Raw genomic sequence first — 20,575 nt, 5'->3', positions numbered from 1 at the left:
TTTGAAATTTTGGCGTAACCCCAAGGTGCGTTAGTCATTATAAAGATATAATGCTACTCAACGCAGCTGATATGAGTTTTAACCCGCGATACCATCACACCACCGCACAATTGCACGACGAGCAATTGATTATTGAAGCTGCAAAGGAGAATCCGGAGTACTTCGGACCGTTATACGATAAATACTACAAGCAAATTTTTGGCTATGTGTATCAACGTATGGACGACAAGGAATCGGCATTCGATATCACAGCTCAGGTATTTTTAAAAGCCTTAACTAATTTGCACCGTTACGAATTTAAAGGTGTGCCTTTTGCAAGCTGGTTATTCCGCATTGCACACAGTGAAGTCATGCAATTGTTTCGCGATCAAAAAAACAAACGCGCCATTAATGCTGATGTGGGCGATTTGAGAAATATTTGTGAAGAAGTTCAGGAGCCGTTTTTTGAAGAGTATTTACCGCACATTCAGGTTTTGATAAAGCAATTGCCCGATGAAGATTTACAATTAGTAGAGATGCGTTTTTTTGAGCAAAGACCATTTAAGGAAATCGCCGAAATTTTAAACATCACCGAGAACAACGCCAAAGTGAGAATGTACCGCATATTAGAGAGATTGAAAAAGAGTATAACGAATATTAAAGTATAGTATGGAACCAAAATTTAATTTGGATCGCCCGAAGGTAAGTGACGATGAAATAAACAAGCACAAGGATTTTAATAACCTTGTGAAACAGTTTAAAGAACAGAGCATTCAAAAGGCCCGTAGTGATGTTAATTTTTTAAAGAATAAAAAAGCAACATACGCTACGGTAATCGCCGGAATCGCTGTTATCTGTACCGTTACTTATTTTACTGTATTTAAAAACCAAAACACCAAAATTGCCAATGATAAAACCACTACTTTAAAAGAAAACAAAGTTGCCGAAAATACCACTGTTAAAAAACCATTCGTAGCGCCACCTGCTAAAAAACTGAATGTTCCTTACAGTACCTATAAAGTAAATACATCTAAAGGAGGTGAAATTGCGCATCACACCAAATCAAAAATTAAAGTACCGCAAAATGCTTTTGTAAATAAAGCCGGACAAGATATTATTGGTGATGTAGAAATTCAGTATCGTGAAATGCATGACCAGGCAGATATTATCGCCAGTGGAATACCAATGACCTACGATAGCGCCGGTACAAAATATCATTTTGAGAGTGCCGGTATGTTTGATATCAAAGCCTCACAAAATGGTGAACAAGTATTTTTAAAGCACGGCAAACAAATTACCGTAGATATGATTTCGAGGCAAGCTGCCGACAGTTATAATCAGTATTATTTAGATACGGTAGCACAAAACTGGGTGGTTATTAAACACGATACCCCAATCGCCGATAAACGCAAACCGCCTGAAAATAATTCAGCACATAAAGCCCAGGAACCAAAGCAAATAGTAAACCTTGAAAAGAAAATTGAACACATTCCCGTTCAAGTAGACAGCGTAAAAACTGTTTACACCAAAAAAATTAATAAACTGCCGGCACCATCCCAACCTAATAAGCCGGCTAAAGCTTCCGGTAAACCTCAGTTTGAACTGGAAGTGGATTACAAAGAGTTTCCTGAACTCAGCGCCTTTAAAAATGCTGTTTTTGAAGTTGGCGCAGAAAATAAAAATTACACCAAAGAGTTACATCAAATCACCTGGAATAGCGCGGTTGTTTCCGAAGGTCCGCAAAAAGGCAAAAACTATTTACTTACATTAAAATCTCGCAACAGAGTAGAGAAGTTGGTTGTATATCCGGTGTTGAGTGAAGATGATTACGAAACCGCCATAGCAGGTTACGAAAAGAAATTTACGGAGTACAATAAATTAGTGGAGAAGAAAGAGGCGGAAGAATTAAAATTAAAGCAAGAAATGGAAGCTAAGCAGAAAGCTTGCATGGAGGAGCAAAAGAAATTAAGCGCTGAATTAGTTAAGGAGAGGATTCGTTTTCAGCAACAGCAAGAAGCATTATTAGCTTCGCAAGCCGGTAGCCTCAATAATATTCAAAAGGCAACCCGCATATTTCAAGTAAATAATTTCGGGATTTATAATTCGGATTGTCCAAAAACTTTGCCAACCGGAGCAGACATCAATGTAAGTTATGCACTCAATGAAAACAGTACATTGTTGTCACCACGTTTGGTTTATGTGATTGAGCATGGCAAAAACCAGGTGTATACTTATGATGGAGCTACCATTTATAATTTAAAGTATAATCCCGGAACAGAATATAGTTTGTGTGCCGTGGTAAACGGACAACTCTATGTTTATTCGAAAGAGCAATTCAGTGCAATAGCCGGTGAAAAGAAAAAGAAACTTATTCTTACACCATTGCCTGAACATATCAGCGATGTGGCCGATTTAAGAAAGGCCCTGCAAATTTAGAGAAGAAGTGATTTAAGGATATAGGATTCAGGAGTTAGTGCGAAAAAATACACTTGTGTTACACGCATTGTCATTTCGAATATAGGGAGGAATCTAGTTAAAACATCCGCGTTTATTTGCAGCAAGATGTGTTAATTTAAAAATTACGCAACAACCAATATTAAATATGAAAAAACTATTACTACTTATCATTCTTACAGCAATCTCTTTTTCATTTATTGAAAGAAAGAAAAAAGAATTTACACCGCCCGGTACGGTTAAGATTTGTGATACCTTATTTGTAGATGAAACTGAAATAAGTAATTTTTCATGGGTTCAATATGAGTTATGGATAGCGAGAAAATATGGAGTCAATTCTACAGAGCATAAAGCTGTTTTACCGGATACTTTGGTATGGAGAGAAAAATATGCGACAAATGAACCATATGTGAAATATTATTACCGTCATCCCGCTTATAGGGATTATCCCGTTGTAGGCATAAGTTACGAGCAAGCTTTAGCATTTTGTAAATGGCGTACTGAAAGAGTGAAGGAGTTTATGATTATTTCAAAAAAATATCAGGACATTAATTTCGAATATAGGTTACCATCAAAATCAGAATGGGAGTTTTTAAGCAATAATGGAAGTTATAGCGATGGTTATTCGGTATTCTCGAGAGGTGGAAGGAATGAAAAAGGCTTGGTGACTTTTAATCATCGTTGGGCAAAAGATTCTGCAGAATGGGTGAGTAGTGGTGGCGATAAAAGTAGAGTTGGTATGGAAGTGTTAGCACCGGTATATTCTTATTGGCCAAATTATTTCAAATTATATAATATGATTGGAAATGCTTCCGAAATGGTATTAGAAAAGGGTATAAGTAAAGGCGGAAGTTGGAGAAATTTACTGGAAGAATGCAGAGTAGGGAAGGATATTCCTTATGAAAAACCTACAGCTTGGTTAGGCTTTCGTTGTGTTTGTATTGTAAAAAAATCGGCTGTATAACATTTAAATCTTGTTTAGCTTTTTCATTTGTATTACATCTACAATAAAGGCAAAAGCCATTGAGAAATATATATAACCTTTTGGTATTACAAAATGCAAACCTTCTGCTATAAGCGATACTCCAATCATCATTAAAAAACATAATGCAAGAATTTTAAAAGAAGGGTGTTTCTGAATGAAGTTGCTTATTGGTTTAGAAGCAAAAAGCATAATTAATACAGCACTTATCACGGATGCATACATAATCCACAATTCCTGAACCATTCCAACAGCGGTAATAATCGAATCAACCGAAAAAACTAAATCAAGAATAATAACTTCCGTTAGGAGTTTTTTATAGTTACCTGTTTTCGTTTTGTTTAATTCTCCCTTCTCATCACCTTCTGTTTTGTGTAAGATCTCTTTCGTACTCTTATAAATAAGAAATAACCCTCCTGCCAATAAAATCAATCCTTTTCCCGAAAAATCCACATCAAACAAAGTAAACAGTACATTGTCCAATTTTAAAATCCATGCTATTACTGTTAAGAGTAAAAGCCTTATTAGCATAGCCAGTCCTAATCCCCAAAAGCGTAATTTATCTCTTTGTTCAGCGGGTAATTTATCTGATAAGATGGATATGAAAATAATATTATCAATTCCTAAAATTACTTCTAGTGAAATAAGTGATATTAAAGGGATTATTGTTTCTGCTATCATGTTTTAATTATTCCAACCTCCACCTATCGATCTGTACAAATCTACAAGGGCAATGTTTTGGCGGTTATATAAATTTATTAATTCTAATTGTGACTGTAGCGCATTTTTCTGAGAAGTTATCACTTCAAGATAATTAGCCCTGCCGGCTTTATAAAGTTCCCCTGAAGTTGCAATTGATTTTTTTAGTATGTCAACCTCTTCTTTTTTTAAATCATACATAGTCTTAATGTTTTTTATGTTCTTAAGCGCAACGTATACTTCTGAAAAACTGTTTGTAACAGTTTTTTCGTAATTGATATAGGCTTGCTTTTGTTCTGCTTTCGCAGCCAGTAATTCCGATTTTAATCGACGTCTGTTAATTAGAGGAGCAGTAAGTCCGCCTGCTAAATTGTAAGCTAATGAAGCCGGAGTTTCCAATAAAAGTAATGAATTAAATGCTTGCAATCCCATTGCAGAATTAATGCTTAGGCTTGGATAAAAAGCGGCCTGAGCCGATTTTACATCAGCATTGGATGCATTGAGTTCTGCTTCTGCTTGCTTAATATCAGGACGATTTTTAAGTAAATCCGAAGGTATACCTGTGTTAATTGTAGTGGTTAAATGTTGCGAAAAGTAAGAAGTGTCCCGGTTAACAGATTTAGGATATGTTCCACAAAGGAAATTAATAGTGCTTTCTGTTTCAAGAATCAATTGCTCTACTTCAGTTTGAATAACTTTTGAGCTTAGCAACTGAGCTTTCATCATCTCAACGGCAAGTTCATTTGATTTTCCGGCTTCCTTTTGAGCAATAACAAGATCTAAAGCGGCTTGCTGAAGTTCAATATTGTCTGCCAAAATTTTTGCTTCATTGTCAAGTGCAAGTAAGCGGAAGTAATTAGAAGCAATTTCAGAAATCAAGTTTGTTATAATTAAATCTCTTCCATGCTGAGACGCAATAAATCTAGCTGCAGCTGCTTTTTTCTTGTTTTTTAGTTTGCCCCACAGATCAATTTCCCAGGAAGCCGCAAAACCAACGTAATAATCCGGCAGTGGATTAGGGATTTGCTGTTTGTCATTAATGTTTGGCGAGAATTGAGTGTCGTAATTTCCAACTCCATCCATTGTGTAGTCGCCAAATTTTCTTTGTCCGATAGAAGCATTAGCTCCCACCTCAGGTAAGCGAATCCCTTTATTTAGAGTAAGGCCGGCTTTATACATCTCAATTTTTTGTAAGGCCATTCTTAAATCAAAATTATTTTTCAATGCTGTATCTATTAGATTTTTCAAATCTGAGTTAAAAAAAATCAATTGCCATTTTTGGGGTTGATTTGAAACAGTGTCAGAATCTTTAGAAAACATAGTCGGTAAATGTTTCTTGATTGATACCGTATCTAATTGCGTTGTTTTGCATCCTGAAACTAATATCAGGAAGACAATACTGTTAAATAAAAATATAGACTTAAATTTCAACATGAGTTTCTGCGATTTCTTCTGAAGGTTTTGACTTTTTATGTTTGATTTCTTTTTTTGAAAAAATTATGTAAAGCCCCGGCACAACTAAAATACCAAATACAGTTCCTAATAACATTCCGCCTGCAGCGGCGGTACCAATCGTTCGATTACCTATTGAGCCTGCTCCTGATGCCATCATCAGCGGAATTAATCCGGCAATAAATGCGAAAGAGGTCATAAGAATTGGTCTCAAACGTGCAACTGCGCCTTGCATAGCGGCTTCAGTCGCACTAAGGCCGAGTTTTTGTTTTAAAATAGCATATTCAACAATTAAAATGGCATTTTTGCCTAGAAGTCCAATCAACATTACCATGGCAACCTGTGCGTAGATGTTGTTTTCCAATCCGGTAATTAGCAACAAAAACAATGATCCGAAAATCCCTACGGGCAGAGATAAGATTACAGGTAGTGGTAACAAAAAGCTCTCATATTGCGCACTGAGTAGGAGATATACAAATATCAGACATAGAGCGAAAATATAAATAACCTGATTACCTGAAAGTATTTCTTCACGTGTCATTCCCGACCACTCATATGAATATCCTCTTGGTAAAATTGTTTTTGCAATTTCTTCAATTGCTTTAATCGCATCACCACTGCTATAACCATCGGCCGCTTCACCATTTAGCATTGCTGAAGTATACATGTTGTAACGGGTTAATTGTTCGGGTCCGTAAATACGTTCAATTTTGCTGAAAAGCGAGTAGGGCACCATTTCACCATCTTTATTTTTAACACGGAGTTTTAAAATGTCTTCGGGTTGTGCTCTGAATTTTGGATCGGATTGTAACATTACTTTATAAAGCTGACCGAACCGGATGAAATTGGTAGCGTAATAACTTCCCATCAAGGTTTGAAGATTACTCATAGCATTATCAACAGTGATACCTTTTTTTGCTGCCACATCCTGATCGATGTGGATTAAGTATTGGGGAAAAGTTGGATTAAAACTGGTGAAAATGTTTTTGATTTCTTTTCGCTTTTTAACCGCGTCCATAAATTTTTGAGTAACCTCATAAGTGTTATGAAGGTTACCGGAACCTGTTTTGTCTAATAAACGCAATTCAAAACCTCCCGCGTTACCAAATCCCGGAACTGCGGGAGGCGGGAAAAATTGTATTTCGGCGTCTTTAATGTGTTTTGTTTTTTCTTCCATTTCTGTGATCAATTCACTTGCGGTTTTGTCTCTGTCTTTCCATGGTTTTAAACTAATAGTGCTCATGCCGAAAGAAGCACCGGATCCGTCGGTCATCATACTAAAGCCGGCTAAGGACGATGTTGACTCTATTTCCTTTAATGTTTTTGCAACATCATCTATTTCGGCCATTACTTCTTCAGTTCTTTCAAGGGTTGCGCCAACGGGAGTAGTAACATTTACATAAATAGTTCCTTGGTCTTCGGTAGGAATAAAGCCTGTGGGCAATAATTTTCCAACGCCCCAAGTACCTAAACTAAAAATGAGTAAAACTCCAATAGTTATTGAACGCCTGTTGATGAATAGACTTAGTGTTTTCTTATAACGAAGCGATATCGCATCATATTTGCGGTTAAACCAATCGAAGAAGCGTGTTAGTCTGTTTTTTTGTTTATGGTGATGATGAGGATTTTTTAGTAGTATAGCACACAATGCAGGTGTTAAGGTTAAAGCGTTTATACCGGAAATGATAATTGAAATGGCCATTGTAATAGAGAATTGCCTATAGAAAACACCTACCGGTCCGTCTAAAAATGCAACAGGAATAAAAACAGCCGACATAACAAGAGTTATGGCTATGATTGCTCCTCCGATTTCACTCATTGCTTTCATGCTGGCTGTTTTAGGATCGGAATTGGTTTCTTCCATTTTGGCATGCACAGCTTCAACCACTACAATGGCATTATCAACCACAATACCAATAGCGAGCACAAGTGCAAATAATGTTAGGAGATTAATGGAGAAGCCAAATAGTTGCATAAAGGCAAAGGTTCCAATAAGAGAAACAGGTACCGCTAAAACCGGAATTAAAGTTGATCGCCAGTCCTGAAGAAAAATAAATACAACTAAAGCTACCAGAAGAAAAGCTTCTAGTAATGTTTTTATAACCTCGTGAATAGACGCATCAAGAAATCGCGACACGTCATAGCTAATTGTGTAATCCATTCCTGGCGGAAATGTAGTTTCTTTTAAGAAAGACATTCTTTCTTTTATGTTACTAATTACTTCGGCAGCGTTGGATCCGGGTCGTTGCTTTAAAACAATTGCCGCAGAAGGCCGACCGTTTTCTTTTGATAATACATCATAATCCAGTGAGCCGAATTCGATATCGGCTACATCTTTAAGCCTTAATATTTCGCCTCCTTCACCAACTTTTACAACCAGATTTTCATATTGTTCTTTTTGTGTGAGTTTTCCGGTATAACGTAATACATACTGTAGCGACTGTGATTTTCTGCCGGAACTTTCGCCAATTTTTCCGGGCGCAGCTTCAATGTTTTGAGAACGCAAAGCTGTAACAATATCTTCCGATGAGATTTCGTAGGCATCAAGTTTTGCGGGTTTAAGCCAAACTCTCATTGCATATTCTCGCGACCCCATAATATCAGCAAACCCTACACCGTCAATCCGTTTTAATTCTGCCAATACATTAATATCCGCAAAATTGTAAATAAACTTTTCATCTAATGTTGTATCGCTGCTCACAAGATTTAAATACATCAGCATACTGTTCACTTCTTTTTCGGTAGATACACCTGCTTTAATTACTTCTTCGGGTAATTCATCCAGTACAGTGGCAACACGGTTCTGTACATTTACAGCTGCTAAATCAGGATCGGTGCCTACTTTAAAATAGACCTGAATAATACTTGTTCCATCATTACCTGATACGGAAGTCATATATGCCATTCCCGGCACACCATTAATTGCTCGTTCTAAAGGTGTAACCACAGCTTTGGCACACACCTCCGCGTTTGCCCCCGTATATTTTGTTGTAACAGATACAGCGGGTGGAGCAATGTCGGGATATTGCGTTACCGGCAGCTGTGTCATTGCCAATAATCCCAAAAGTGTAATAAATACGGAGATAACAAGGGATAGAACCGGCCTTTGTATAAATTTCTTGAACATAATTGTTGATTATTTGGAGGCTAATTCTTTAATGATTTGAGTCATGCTTATTTCTGAAGGTTGGATAATCATGTCAGTTTTTACATTTTGAATACCTTCATAAATAATTTTATCGCCTTCTTTTAACCCTTGGTTAATAATGTAAAGATGAGGTAATCGGTGTTTGATGGTAATGTTTCTGATATTAACCTTATTGGTATTATCTAAAATGTATACATAATGTTTATCCTGAATCTCGAAGGTTGATTTTTGCGGTATTAAAAGAGCGTCGTTAAATTTTTTTCGTAATCGCACTCGTCCACTTGCTCCGTGTTTAATTATTTTACCTGGATTACTGAAGCGAGCCCTGAAGGCAATCGTGCCGGTTTTTTCATTTATGATACTTTCTATAGTTTCGATTTTCCCCTTGTAAGGATGTTCGCTGCCATCGGCAAGAATAAGTGAAACCACTTTTGATTCAACGCTGTCTGATTGAAGATTGCGGGCATAACCGAGGTATTCCTTTTCCGATACATCAAAATAGGCATACACATCGTCGTTATGTGAAATGGTAGTAAGCAATGTTCCTTCATCAATCAAACTTCCTGTTTTGTGAGGTATTCGATTGATTATACCATTGAATGGTGCACGGATTTCTGTATTAGATAAGCGGATCTGCGCGTACGACTGGTGAGCTGATGCTTCCTCCATTTTTGCTTTTTGTGCTTCCAGTTTGTTTTTAGCAAGTGCGAGTTCAGTCGACGAAACAATTTTTTTCTCGGCGAGGTGCTGAACATTTTTGAGTTCTAATTCAGCAGCATCCATATCTGCAACCGCGCTTTTATAAAGTGCTTTTGCTTTAGCCAGCTCTTCTAAATACTCACGATTATTAATAGTAAAAAGAAGCTGATTTTCTATTACATATGTTCCCTCATCAACATGAATTTTTTCAAGATAACCTGTAACACGTGCACGCATTTCTACATTTTGAATGGCGTGAACTTCGGCTACATAATCGGTAAATGTAGAAGTATCTGATTTAATTACATGAGTAACGGGGAATGTTTCTCTGATTTCACTTTCATTTTCTTTACTTCGGCAACCAGCTAATAAAAGATGGCTCACTATGTATAGCGCAATAATGTTTGTTTTCACAATAAGAATAATTAATTAAACAAAGCCATTAAGGCTTTGCTAAATACAACAAAAAAAAACAGCAACAATATTATCAACTCCTGGGAGGAGGAGTATTGAGGCCTGATAAGCCGTCAATTAAAGATACATTTTGGTACTTGTAATAAATTTGAGAATAACACAAATTAAATTTATGTTCAAGTTCTATTGAATGCAAAAGGGATTCTTCTAATTCATAATTTGATTTTTCTTCAGATGCGTCGGATTTGGCATCTTGATTTAAATTTATCTCAGTTTGTTTGGATTTGCTTTCAATCCATTTAACTGAAGACAAGCTTAACGCAGATAATGTGCCTAATAAAATAAGTATAACAAGTATATGTCCGGAAAATCTAACTATGTTATTAATTACAGGCATATCAGTTATGCAAAAATATATCTTATTTATACAAATGCTATATGAAATAAAATAAAAAGTAGTTTTTTTAGATTTTTTCACAAAGACAACCAAATTCCTTATTGACAAATGTCAATAATACACTTGTATAAACCGTTTTCACTAAACTCCGCAGGAACCAAAACATTTTTAACTCCAAATTCCGAAAGCCTATATTTAGTTGAGTTTCCCATACCTATAATAATTTGCCTGCTATCCGGTTTGTATTGATTATAGTATGCAGTTACGTTAGAAGGACTGGTAAATACTAAGATGTCGGCATAAGGAACGTTGATATTGGTTTGGATAATTGTTTTGTAAGTGTATAAATTGTAAACAGTGTTACTAAATGCCAATTGTTTTTGAATGGTTTGCATGGAATCCATGGCTTGTGGAAAAAGTACACTTGCATTTCCTAGTGTTTCTCTGAATGTTTTCGCGATTTTTAAAAGATCCGTACCCTGACCAATAAAATGAGCTTCTTTTTTATGTAATTTAAGCTCATTGGCTGATGAATTACTGATAACGCCATATTTAATTGAGTCATTTATGTCAGGATTTTGAGCAAAGAAAAAATTGATAGCATTCTTGCTTGTGAAAAAAATCCAATCAGTTTTTGGTGTATACGAAAAAGGAATTCGAACTATGCTAATGAGTGAAGTAGCATTTAAACTTACATCATATTCTGTAATAAGTTTGTTAAAAATGCTTGTGTTTTCAATTTTTCTTGAGATGAAAATGCTTTTGTTTTTAAGAATATCAGTATACATTTATAAATAACAAATCTTAACGATTAGATGCAAATTAGTTTCATATATTTGTAATAACAAAAATGAACAATATTGCTTATATATTAAAATCTTTAACACCAAAGCGTGTTATTAATGTTGAGAAGTTCATTTTTACTTCCAATAACAAGGCCTTTGTGATTTAAGCCCCGCGCGCTTTAAGGGCGGGGAAGATCCCAGTAATTATTTAACGGTATTATAATTTAACTTCTTAATTTTTTAAGCTATGAAGTGTGTTGTTATTTCAGGTAGGACGCCTGTACTTTGTCTCTTCTGAAAATTATAAAAAAGCACAGTGAGATAAGAAAAAAGAGAATTTCACGTATTAATGCCATTAAAAAAATTAAATCCAAAATTTTAAAACACTAATCGTATGAAACCAATTATTTCAGAAACAGTTTATCGCAGGTTATTAAACTTGCTTAGGAAATTTAAATCGCCTGAAGGAAAACAATTAGGCGTGGAGCTGTCCAAAGCCCAGGTTGTAAAGGATGATGAATTAAGGAAGGATATTGTAAGTTTAAATTCAACCGTGGAGTTTATAGAAGACTCTATGGCTAAGCCTATCCGTTTACAAATTGTTTTACCTGACGAGGCTGATTTATCTAAACGTAAAATTTCAATTTTCGCGCCAATAAGTATTGCTTTAATCGGATTCAGGGAATCTTATTCATTTAAATGGCTTTTGCCTTCAGGAACCAAGCGGTTAAAGATAATTAGAGTTATTAACGAATAGTTGTATAATGAAAGGGTTTTATGCGATTAGACACAAAGGCAGAATTGCTTTTTTGTTGCTGATGCTTATTGTTATTGAAGTGTTTAATAATAGCAGTCAGAGTAATAATTTTTTGCAGTTAGAAAACGCATTTAAGGAAGTGTATGCCGACCGTTTGATAGTACAGGACTATATTTATTCAATGTCTGAAAAGATACACGTGCAAAAATATGGTTTGATGAGTGAGGATTCTAATAACCTAGAATTGATTTTGCGCGATGAAAAAGCGATTGAAGATTTAATTAATCAGTATGAGTTAACAAAGTTAACAGATAATGAAAAGGTTGTTCTGACAAATTTCAAGAAGAATGTAAGGGAGTTCGAGTTATTGGCTGTTAATTATGTGAAAGAAAGAGATACCTTATTAGATAAACAAACTTGTTTAAGGCAAGCTGATATAGTATTAGCAGATTTGGAGGAATTGAATAAAATTCAATTGAGTCGTAGCAATAAAATTAATAATGAATCTGTTAAAATAGTTTCATTTGCCGGTACAATTAGCCAGTTAAATTGGGCATTAATTATTGTTATTGGGCTGATTATTCAGATGATTGTATTTTCATCCGGCTCTGCATACCCAAAAGTTAATCAGAATGAATTTATGAATTAGTATATGTCGTTATATAAAGAATATTCTGAAAACGGTGAGCTTTTACTGGAAGGTCAATTTGATTCAGGAGGATTAAAATCTGGATTATGGATTGAGTATAGCCGATATGGAACAATTATTATTGAAGAGCATTATGCGAATGGATTTAGACATGGGTTTTACAAATCCTATTATGATAATGGTATACTTTGGTGTTCGGGGTGGTATAAGGAGGGTAAGAAAGAGGGTGAATTTAGAATATATGATCAGTCAGGTAAATTAAAGCAAACCCGCTTATATTTTAAAGATCATTTAGTTGAAGAGTTGAATAAGCCTTTTATACGTTAATGGTCTTCTTCGGCCTGGTTTTATGGAATAACAGAAAGATATTTTCTTGGCAGTGAAGGTAGGGAGACGCAGCGTTGTATATTTCGTATCTCTGTCCATAATATAACGCACAGATTTATAGTAATGTTGGAGTATAGAAAATGATAGGAGGAGATTAATAAAAGTGTTTGAAGTCTCAGCGAATATTCGCTTATTCTGCAGGAAGCCTTGTCATACCTGAATTAATCCATCAATTTTTCTTTACAAACTTAGTTAGAATTACAATCGACTGCTCGTTGATTTTACCTTCAATTTGTTCGTGATTGTCAGCGATTAATTTAATACGCTTAACCACCGTTCCTTTAGACGCGGTAAAGTTGGTGCCTTTAACATCCAATGCTTGTGTTAATACAACATTGTCGCCATTTTCTAGAACGTTTCCAAATGCATCCTTGTGAATTTCTTTCACGGCCAAAGCACTCATGGCCCATGAAACTGTTTTTTCGTCTAAGTCGATAGAGGAAATTAAATCGTTTGCCCAATCTTCATTCTTGAATTTCTGTAATAATCGATAACTTAAAGCTTGCACGCTGGGCTCCGTACTCCAAATGCTGCCTTCCAATACGCGCCAGTAAAAAGCATCGTCTTTATCCAGGTTCTCTAAACATTTCGGGCATAAAGCTACTTGATTGGCAATGGAGTCGTCATTTTTCGGACTAACCGTATAAGCAGTTGTAGCGGCTTCGCTATTACATAATTCACATTGACCTTGGTTGCGTTCTTTTAGAGATGGAGAGATTGACATAAGATTAAATTAGGAGCGACAAATGTAGAATTATTTTTGAGATAATATTTATAGACTAAAAAAGTGTATCCGAAGGGTTAGTTTTACTTTTGTTTATACTTTATACGTTAAAACGGAAGATTAAAAGTTTGTTGACACAGAAGGGTAACATTCAGCTAATCATTTAAATAACTAACTAAGCAATTCGATGGTTTATGAAATTAAATGAGGCTACTAATTTAGGAATCCTGTTATAATAAGTTCAAAATGCTTTATAGAATATCTATACCGGCAATTACTGCAGCTTTCCAATCGTCAATGTTTTTTTTCCGTCCTTTACGCAAATGGATTCGTTTTCTATGGATTTAATGGTAACACCTTCCACTGTCTCTGATTTTTTTACAATGTAAGAGCGGCCATTAATGCTTAGCATGGCAGTCGAAATTCCGCTTGTTTTATTTTGAATGAGTCCCAGATATTTGATTTCTTTTGGAGGTGTTATGTCAACCGGCTTTTGTGGTTTGAGGGTTTGCGAATTGCTTTTGTCGTTTTTAGGTACTGACCTTGGTTCCTTATGAAATTGTTTTGTTTCAATTTCTTTTTTTAAGAATGGATCATCATAATTTAAAGATAAAGTGTATTCAATAGAATCAGTCTTGTTGATTTTCGTTTTTGTAACTTTTAGATCTTGTGGCAAAACGCCTTCATCTTCATTTAAAACAGAGTAAATTTTATAGCCAATAAATCCCCATATCAATAAATTGACCGGCAGTAAAATGTATATGCTTTTCTTACCTTTTAACATTAAGGTACCAGTTTAAACTTTAATTGATTACTAAATCCTGATTTATTACCTACCGTGTCGATTGATTTAACTCTCCACCAATAATAATTGGATACTACAGGTAAGTTAGGACTCAACGCATTTATTTTTATTTGCGTTTGATATACTCTTGCCTTACTTACAACCGAGGTGAATGCCGAATCGATGCTTACATATAAACTATCGTATCTTGTGTCGGTTGAGCTTCTTGTCCATTTTAAATCAACGGTGTCTTTTACAAAACTGCCATGAGCGGGCGATGTAAGTACTGAAACGGTTGGGGGAGTAATATCAATCGTGAAATTCTGCGAACTGTTATACTGTGAAATGCTGAAACCATTCAAAGCTCTTACTTTCCATGTGTAGCTACCGCCATTTACGTTTGACCAATAGTAGCTAGTGTTAGTAGTGGTTGTATCTTTAATGATGGCACTTGACGCGTTTATTATTTGTAATTGATAGAGTGTAGCTGAAGATAAAGGGTTCCAGTTAAATGTAATAGTGCTATTTCCGGTAATGAAATTATTAATTGGATTGGTAGCCTGAACAAGCTGATTGCTCAAATTACTGGTGGTGTCAATCGTTAAATTATACGTTGTATACCCGGTGCTCCCTGCCGAATTTTTGGCTTTTATTCTCCATTGGTAAGTACCGGGATTTAATGTGTAATTAAATTTATCTCCTGTTACATTTGTATCTACTATTAATTGTTGGATAGCGCTGAAATTAGGTTTTACAATCTGAATGTTATATTTCTCTGCTCCGTCAATTTCCTCCCACCAGAATGTTACCGCGTTTGTGGAAGTGCTTAAATTGTTGGCAGGAGCTAATATGCTTACCGTTTCGTTTTTTATATCTTTTACAATAAAATCTTTGCTGCAGGCAATCAATAGCGTTATTAAAATTAAGCTTAGTATTTTGAATGATTTCATGATGGATTGGTATTAGGTTCAATTTCTTTAAATGATTGTGTAATGAGTTTTAAATAGAGTTGTTTTCTTTTGGTTTGAAAATCTTTGTTGCTGTAAAATTGAGCCGACATAATTCTGGCATTGTATTTATGCGTGTTTTCTAATTCAAATATTAAGGTGAGTAAATTGTGAAAATTGCCTTTAATAATAAAGCTGTTAGTTTGTATGGCAAGGCCTTCATTCGTATAAAAGCTATTCACCGGAATTTCAGTTACAATGCAGGCATTTTGTTCTGAGAAATCGGATATAAATGAAGTAAGTTTATCGCGCACTGAACCGGTATCATTACCGCATACTTCTTCGATCATATCTAATCCTGATTGAAGAAAAGGAATCTCCTTCTCTTTTTCTTTTAGCCATGACAGTTTCGTTTCTTTCTCTTGGATTTCCGATTTTAGTTCGAAGGTTTTTGAGAACGATACCCGATACCCGATAAGCAAAAAAGCAAGAAAACCCGCACATAGTACGATACACTTATTTTTGTATGTTAGTTTGCCCCACATTACTCGGTAATTATTTTTAATTCAAAATTTGGAAGGTTACCCTCATTATTAAACCGAAAAACTTCCAGGTTCACATTTTTAATAAAGTCTAAGGACTTTAAAATATTAACCCATTCATTTACCATCAGGCTTTTTCTGCAATTACCCTTAATAATTAGTACATCTTTTTCAAATCCCGCCAAACTATCAGGTTCCTCATCTTTATTTAAAGGCGGACTAAAAATTAGTTCCGTTAGCACCACTTCTTTAGGAATGGTTTTAGCAATTTTATCGGCGTATTTAGCAACAGGATTTAAATCACTCACGCCTGCTTTATCCAGCAGACCTTTCTTTTTTTCGTAACTGTTAAGGAGCTCGTTAATTATTTCATGCTTGCCTTCATAAACCTCTAGTTCTCCTTGTAATTCTTTGGAAGTATTAAAGTAGTGTGAAAAGGCAAAAAAATTAAGAAGGCATAAAAAGAAAGTTAATCCTACTAAACAGTAACTCAAAAGCTTTATTTTTTGTTTTTCAAGGTGTGTTTGTTTGTAGGTTAAGATTTGATGATTGAAATGAATGTTTTGTTGTGTGAGATACAAGAAAGCTCCGGCAAAACTCAATAAATTCTGTCGGCTAATATTTATTCCGGCTACATTTAAGTGATGGTTTTCTATCGTGTCATTCGAAACCATTTCAATAGCATCAATACAATTGTTATTTATGTTGATTTTATAACAAGCAGACTGTAAGGAAGTGTTAGACGGAAGCAAAGAAGTTATTCCGATAAGGGCGGCCGGACCAATGAGTACTTCAGCAAGGTCAAATTTATTTTTTTCGAAATCACCGGTTAATTTTTGAATTTGCACATTTCTTATAATCGAGCAAACAACAGAGTTATTCGTTTGCACGTAAGATTGACAAAAGAATTCAGGTGCACTAAAGGCCGGTAAGTTTTGTGAGAGAAAATCTTCTCTTAACAATTCTGTTTCATTGTTTATTTTTAAGCGACGTGTAATTATACCTTTTCCGGTGAGAATAATAACAAGCGGAATTTTATTTTTTACGATATGCTGCGGTAAATCGGATAATGCGTGACAAGTTCCGGCCTCTGACAAAGTGATTTGTTCGTTTTTCGTTTTAAGTATAGTATAATGATAAATTATAGATTCATCAGTTAAAACTAATTCAAGCCCACAAACAGATGAATTGAGCAGCCATTTTTCAGATATCCACTTATTCAATAGCATTAGCCGTAAATAATAGTTGGTTTAATAAATATGGTGAGTTTATTTTCAGATTTTGTTTTAGTTCTGTCTCCGAAAATCCAACGTAACACAGGTATTCTTGAAATTCCAGGTAAGCCTTTTCCCGAATGAGAGGTGGAATTTTCTTCAAGACCGCCTAACATAATCATCTCTCCGTTTTTAATTCGTATTAATGATTCAAAGTTGCGGTTGATAGTACCCGGAGGCGCCGTATTAGAAATTCTCTCTGTAAAGGAAGATTGTTTCACATTAACGGTCATGGTGATTTGTTCGTCACCCGACACCTGCGGATCGATGGTAAGTGATAAATCCGCGTTTACCGGTTTGTATTGTTGAGATTGCAATAAATTCTGCTGGACAGTGGTGTTATTAACCAATTGATTTTGTACTTCGAGATAATATTCGGTTTTACCAATGCTTAGTTTAGCTTCGTGTCCATTAAGTGTTGCAATTTGAGGTGTTGAGCGCAATTTTAAAACACCTTGTTGTTCCAGGGCTTTTAATGTAAGATAGAAATTTGGAGTAACAGCTCCTAGATTAATAATGCCTAATCCATTAATGCCGCTAATTAAGTTGTTAATGGACGTAGCATTAAAAGACAAATCAACTTGAGGGAGAACACCGCCATTACTTTGATTCGCAGGTTTTGTGCCAATACCGGCGGAAATCCCTGCTGATAAAGTATTGCTTTTTCTAACATCAGCTATAATAACCTCTATGTGTACAAGCGGTACTACTAAATCAATTTGACGAAGGAATGCTTCCAATTCATTGATACGGGGCTGTGATCCACTGGCAATAATCCCATTTAAATCTTCAAATAATTTTAAGTCAACACCTTTTTTAAGCTCAGCAGGAATAAAATCCATTATTTTTTCGATGGTCCGGTTTTTAAGTGTGATGAGCTTGCTTGCACGTAAGCCTTCGAGATTTCTGTCACCAAACAAATAAATTTCTCCTTCTTTTTTAAATGTAAAGTCTGTACCATTAAAGAGAAGCTTCAAAAAATTGTCATAGGTTTCATTTTCAATTTTTATGGTGGTATTACCTTTTAATTCTGAAAACAAGAAATAATTTTTATTTAAACCTTTTGAAACTTGATTTACAATCTCTGAAATGGATTGGTTTTGCACGTCTAATGTTATTAATCCATCCGTAAATTGTGTTTTATTTTCTGTTCCGTCATTTTTACTTTGGTTTTGACCAAGTGTTCCCAGTGTGTTTGAATTAGTATTGTTTTTATTTTCTGTCAATAATGGTTTTTTCTCAATGATGTAAAAATTATCGGGACTAATACTGATTTTTAAATCATTGGCGAAAGCTAATTTTTCCAGAGCATTATTAAATGGAGCACTTTGTACGAAGCCACTAACGAGTTTACCTGTGACTTCGGGCGAAAAAATAATATTTTTCCCGCTTAGCTTAGTAATTTCTTTTGTTACCTGTGTTAATGTGTCAGCGTTTAAATCGAAGCTAAGTAAATCGGCGGTGCTTTCGTATTTGATGTTTAAAGATTTTTTCGTTGGAATTTTTACCGGTGTAATAGGAGGAACATATTTTGAGAATGACATAATCGGGCCAACGAAAGTAATATCCAGATCATGTTTACGGCAAAGGAACATAAATACATCTTTTGCACTCACATTTTTAAAATTGTTGGCTACTTTAATGTCAAGAGTTGGTTCTACATTCACGTTGAGATTGTTGTTTGTTCCGATAGCCCGCACAAAGTCCTGAATCGAAACATTATTCACCGATAACTCAACATTATCATTAAGGCCGGGATAATTTTTGGATAACTGTGTGAGCTTTTCTTCTAAAAGCTCAAAACGATCCTGCGAATAAGCCAAGCTAAACGCAAAGAATAAAATGAGTATGCTAAGTTTAATTTTCATTGAGTAGATATGGATAAATTTCTTCCAGACTTGTTTCTCCATTCATCAGGAGTGAAAAGGCATTCTCCGAAAGCTTGTTAATATGATGACGCTTGCAGTACTCGTCAATCTGAGTTGTGTTTGATTTGATATGTTCGCTTAATTCCTTGGTAATAGGTATTACTTCGTAAATGGCTTTTCGTCCTTTATAACCTGTGTGATAGCAGCTATTGCAACCTTTGGCTATATAATGTTCTTTTAGATTGTAGTTGCGAAATTGTTCAGGTAATTCATTAGCATCAAGTGGATTTTTTGTTTTGCACGAAGGGCAGAGAGTGCGTACCAATCGTTGAGCTACCGACAAGTTAAGAGTGCCTGAAAGTAAATAAGCGGGAATACCCATGTCAATTAAACGCGATATAGTTCCCCAGGCAGAATTTGTATGGATGGTAGAAAGAACTAAATGTCCGGTTAATGCGGCGCGAATGGCCATTTGTGCTGTTTGCGCATCACGTATTTCACCGAGCATGATAATATCAGGATCCTGGCGCAAGAAGGAACGCAAAGCTTCTGTATACGTTAATCCAATGTCTTCTTTTAATTGAACTTGATTTACACCATCAAGTGTGTACTCAATTGGGTCTTCAATGGTGGAAATATTAAGTGTTGGTTTGTTTAACTCTTTTAAAGTAGCATATAGTGTTGTTGTTTTACCGGAACCTGTAGGACCGCTAATGAGAATGATGCCATGTGTTTTTTGAATAGCGTTTTTGAAATGGTTTTTTTCATCATTAGTAAAGCCGAGTTTTTCCAGATCCAAATGATTAGCATCACTTCCCAGAATACGTAAAACTATTTTTTCACCATAGAGGGTAGGTAAGATGGAAACACGAATTTCAACTTTAGAATTATTCACTTGTAAGCGTATACGTCCGTCTTGCGGCAAGCGTTTTTCCGCGATATCGCAGGAAGCTGAAATTTTTATTTTATTGATAACAGTTGGATATTCGCTTTTATTGAGTTTATGGCGATCTACCAATACACCGTCAATGCGAAAGCGAATACGGCATTTTTCATCATAAATCTCGATGTGAATATCAGAGCTGCCCAGACTTTTCGCCTCTTTCACCAAAGTGTTGATGAAAGAATCGGACTGAATATTAAGTTTAAAGTTATCGTCAGCTAGTAAGTTGTTTTGATGAGAGCCGGAAGATTTTGGGTAATGTTTGAATAAAAGCGATTCAATATTTGACGTTTCAGTTTCCTGCAAATGTATTTTGTAACCGGTAATAACTTCCAGTTCGGTGGCTATGCTTTGGTTAATCGAATCTTTTGCGATTAATAGTTCGAGTGTGTTTTGATTTAAGGAAAGCGGAATGATTCTATAATACCAGGCCTGATCGACGGTAATTAGGTTTTTTATTTCGGTATGAAGTGTAATGCTTTCCACGTAATAGTATTAATGCACGCGTTAAGTTAGCGCAATAAATAAGCGCTTTTTTACCTGTTCGTATTTCCAAAAAATGCTTAGGGGTGAATTACGGTTTTTTATATCCGTGTTTTACGCAGTTTGTATCCGTGTTTTGCGCAGTAAATATTATAAACTATTATAACTGAGTAATTCAGTGTATTAATAAATCATTTCAAGCAAGAAT

At 35.3% G+C, this 20,575-nt stretch carries 19 protein-coding genes; 6 read left to right on the top strand and 13 right to left on the bottom strand.

Annotation, left to right across the window (positions count from 1 at the left end; translation table 11 throughout):
- Window positions 1–71 precede the first annotated feature (71 nt).
- The 3 genes from J0L69_10175 (at window position 72) to J0L69_10165 (ending at window position 3,397) form a co-directional block, all read left to right on the top strand.
- Window positions 72–647, top strand: coding sequence for a sigma-70 family RNA polymerase sigma factor (locus J0L69_10175; protein ID MBN8693554.1), 576 nt, complete (start codon window positions 72–74; stop codon window positions 645–647).
- 1 nt (window position 648) lies between these two features.
- Window positions 649–2,415, top strand: coding sequence for a hypothetical protein (locus tag J0L69_10170; GenBank protein ID MBN8693553.1), 1,767 nt, complete (start codon window positions 649–651; stop codon window positions 2,413–2,415).
- Window positions 2,416–2,581: 166 nt separating this feature from the next.
- The gene (locus J0L69_10165; protein MBN8693552.1) at window positions 2,582–3,397 is read left to right on the top strand and encodes an SUMF1/EgtB/PvdO family nonheme iron enzyme; all 816 of its coding nucleotides are present in this window, start codon (window positions 2,582–2,584) and stop codon (window positions 3,395–3,397) included.
- 3 nt (window positions 3,398–3,400) lie between these two features.
- Here J0L69_10165 and J0L69_10160 read toward each other — a convergent pair whose 3' ends face one another.
- The 6 genes from J0L69_10160 to J0L69_10135 form a co-directional block, all read right to left on the bottom strand.
- A complete protein-coding gene (locus tag J0L69_10160) occupies window positions 3,401–4,096 on the bottom strand; it encodes a TerC family protein (protein MBN8693551.1) in 696 nt (231 codons plus the stop codon).
- A 3-nt stretch (window positions 4,097–4,099) separates the two neighbouring features.
- Complete coding sequence (locus tag J0L69_10155) at window positions 4,100–5,548, bottom strand: TolC family protein (protein MBN8693550.1); 1,449 nt, start codon at window positions 5,546–5,548, stop codon at window positions 4,100–4,102.
- Window positions 5,535–8,693, bottom strand: a complete 3,159-nt coding sequence (locus J0L69_10150) for an efflux RND transporter permease subunit (protein MBN8693549.1) — start codon at window positions 8,691–8,693, stop codon at window positions 5,535–5,537. The genes J0L69_10155 and J0L69_10150 overlap by 14 nt, the downstream gene beginning before the upstream one ends.
- 9 nt (window positions 8,694–8,702) lie before the next feature.
- Window positions 8,703–9,812, bottom strand: a complete 1,110-nt coding sequence (locus tag J0L69_10145) for an efflux RND transporter periplasmic adaptor subunit (protein ID MBN8693548.1) — start codon at window positions 9,810–9,812, stop codon at window positions 8,703–8,705.
- Between the two features lie 88 nt (window positions 9,813–9,900).
- Window positions 9,901–10,224 carry a hypothetical protein gene (locus J0L69_10140; protein ID MBN8693547.1) on the bottom strand — a complete coding sequence of 108 codons (324 nt, stop codon included), beginning with the start codon at window positions 10,222–10,224 and terminating at the stop codon, window positions 9,901–9,903.
- A 98-nt stretch (window positions 10,225–10,322) separates the two neighbouring features.
- Window positions 10,323–11,012, bottom strand: coding sequence for a uroporphyrinogen-III synthase (locus J0L69_10135; GenBank protein MBN8693546.1), 690 nt, complete (start codon window positions 11,010–11,012; stop codon window positions 10,323–10,325).
- A 391-nt stretch (window positions 11,013–11,403) separates the two neighbouring features.
- Here J0L69_10135 and J0L69_10130 point away from each other — a divergent pair, with 391 nt between their 5' ends.
- Genes J0L69_10130 through J0L69_10120 form a run of 3 tightly spaced genes read left to right on the top strand, consistent with a single transcriptional unit; the run spans window position 11,404 to window position 12,742 of the window.
- The gene (locus tag J0L69_10130; GenBank protein MBN8693545.1) at window positions 11,404–11,766 is read left to right on the top strand and encodes a GreA/GreB family elongation factor; all 363 of its coding nucleotides are present in this window, start codon (window positions 11,404–11,406) and stop codon (window positions 11,764–11,766) included.
- 7 nt (window positions 11,767–11,773) lie between these two features.
- Window positions 11,774–12,415, top strand: a complete 642-nt coding sequence (locus tag J0L69_10125) for a hypothetical protein (GenBank protein MBN8693544.1) — start codon at window positions 11,774–11,776, stop codon at window positions 12,413–12,415.
- Window positions 12,416–12,418: 3 nt separating this feature from the next.
- Window positions 12,419–12,742 carry a hypothetical protein gene (locus J0L69_10120; GenBank protein ID MBN8693543.1) on the top strand — a complete coding sequence of 108 codons (324 nt, stop codon included), beginning with the start codon at window positions 12,419–12,421 and terminating at the stop codon, window positions 12,740–12,742.
- Between the two features lie 229 nt (window positions 12,743–12,971).
- Here J0L69_10120 and J0L69_10115 read toward each other — a convergent pair whose 3' ends face one another.
- The 7 genes from J0L69_10115 to J0L69_10085 form a co-directional block, all read right to left on the bottom strand.
- Complete coding sequence (locus J0L69_10115; protein MBN8693542.1) at window positions 12,972–13,526, bottom strand: PhnA domain-containing protein; 555 nt, start codon at window positions 13,524–13,526, stop codon at window positions 12,972–12,974.
- A gap of 274 nt (window positions 13,527–13,800) precedes the next feature.
- Window positions 13,801–14,310: a hypothetical protein gene (locus J0L69_10110; protein MBN8693541.1), complete on the bottom strand. Its 510-nt coding sequence runs from the start codon at window positions 14,308–14,310 to the stop codon at window positions 13,801–13,803.
- Window positions 14,310–15,260, bottom strand: a complete 951-nt coding sequence (locus tag J0L69_10105) for a hypothetical protein (GenBank protein MBN8693540.1) — start codon at window positions 15,258–15,260, stop codon at window positions 14,310–14,312. The genes J0L69_10110 and J0L69_10105 overlap by 1 nt, the downstream gene beginning before the upstream one ends.
- Window positions 15,257–15,802, bottom strand: coding sequence for a hypothetical protein (locus tag J0L69_10100; GenBank protein ID MBN8693539.1), 546 nt, complete (start codon window positions 15,800–15,802; stop codon window positions 15,257–15,259). Before J0L69_10100 ends, J0L69_10105 begins: the two co-directional genes overlap by 4 nt.
- On the bottom strand, window positions 15,802–17,028 hold the full coding sequence (locus tag J0L69_10095) for a hypothetical protein (GenBank protein ID MBN8693538.1): 1,227 nt from the start codon (window positions 17,026–17,028) through the stop codon (window positions 15,802–15,804). The genes J0L69_10100 and J0L69_10095 overlap by 1 nt, the downstream gene beginning before the upstream one ends.
- Entirely contained in the window at window positions 17,028–18,941 is a 1,914-nt protein-coding gene (locus J0L69_10090) for a type II and III secretion system protein (GenBank protein MBN8693537.1), read from the bottom strand. Before J0L69_10090 ends, J0L69_10095 begins: the two co-directional genes overlap by 1 nt.
- Window positions 18,931–20,370, bottom strand: a complete 1,440-nt coding sequence (locus tag J0L69_10085) for a type II/IV secretion system protein (GenBank protein MBN8693536.1) — start codon at window positions 20,368–20,370, stop codon at window positions 18,931–18,933. Before J0L69_10085 ends, J0L69_10090 begins: the two co-directional genes overlap by 11 nt.
- Window positions 20,371–20,575 lie beyond the last annotated feature (205 nt).

Source organism: Bacteroidota bacterium (assembly GCA_017303905.1).
Taxonomy (GTDB): Bacteria; Bacteroidota; Bacteroidia; order B-17B0; family Aurantibacillaceae; genus JAHEYG01.
The sequence above is the reverse complement of the archived record's forward strand: the minus strand, read 5'-3'. Positions and strand labels throughout refer to the sequence as shown.

Excerpts from the sequence above, each read along its gene's own strand:
- J0L69_10175 (MBN8693554.1), top strand. The coding sequence starts at position 72 with ATGAGTTTTAACCCGCGATACCATCACACCACCGCACAATTGCACGAC.
- J0L69_10170 (MBN8693553.1), top strand. The coding sequence starts at position 649 with ATGGAACCAAAATTTAATTTGGATCGCCCGAAGGTAAGTGACGATGAA.
- J0L69_10165 (MBN8693552.1), top strand. The coding sequence starts at position 2,582 with ATGAAAAAACTATTACTACTTATCATTCTTACAGCAATCTCTTTTTCA.
- J0L69_10160 (MBN8693551.1), bottom strand. The coding sequence starts at position 4,096 with ATGATAGCAGAAACAATAATCCCTTTAATATCACTTATTTCACTAGAA.
- J0L69_10155 (MBN8693550.1), bottom strand. The coding sequence starts at position 5,548 with ATGTTGAAATTTAAGTCTATATTTTTATTTAACAGTATTGTCTTCCTG.
- J0L69_10150 (MBN8693549.1), bottom strand. The coding sequence starts at position 8,693 with ATGTTCAAGAAATTTATACAAAGGCCGGTTCTATCCCTTGTTATCTCC.
- J0L69_10140 (MBN8693547.1), bottom strand. The coding sequence starts at position 10,224 with ATGCCTGTAATTAATAACATAGTTAGATTTTCCGGACATATACTTGTT.
- J0L69_10135 (MBN8693546.1), bottom strand. The coding sequence starts at position 11,012 with ATGTATACTGATATTCTTAAAAACAAAAGCATTTTCATCTCAAGAAAA.
- J0L69_10130 (MBN8693545.1), top strand. The coding sequence starts at position 11,404 with ATGAAACCAATTATTTCAGAAACAGTTTATCGCAGGTTATTAAACTTG.
- J0L69_10125 (MBN8693544.1), top strand. The coding sequence starts at position 11,774 with ATGAAAGGGTTTTATGCGATTAGACACAAAGGCAGAATTGCTTTTTTG.
- J0L69_10120 (MBN8693543.1), top strand. The coding sequence starts at position 12,419 with ATGTCGTTATATAAAGAATATTCTGAAAACGGTGAGCTTTTACTGGAA.
- J0L69_10115 (MBN8693542.1), bottom strand. The coding sequence starts at position 13,526 with ATGTCAATCTCTCCATCTCTAAAAGAACGCAACCAAGGTCAATGTGAA.
- J0L69_10110 (MBN8693541.1), bottom strand. The coding sequence starts at position 14,310 with ATGTTAAAAGGTAAGAAAAGCATATACATTTTACTGCCGGTCAATTTA.
- J0L69_10105 (MBN8693540.1), bottom strand. The coding sequence starts at position 15,260 with ATGAAATCATTCAAAATACTAAGCTTAATTTTAATAACGCTATTGATT.
- J0L69_10100 (MBN8693539.1), bottom strand. The coding sequence starts at position 15,802 with ATGTGGGGCAAACTAACATACAAAAATAAGTGTATCGTACTATGTGCG.
- J0L69_10095 (MBN8693538.1), bottom strand. The coding sequence starts at position 17,028 with ATGCTATTGAATAAGTGGATATCTGAAAAATGGCTGCTCAATTCATCT.
- J0L69_10090 (MBN8693537.1), bottom strand. The coding sequence starts at position 18,941 with ATGAAAATTAAACTTAGCATACTCATTTTATTCTTTGCGTTTAGCTTG.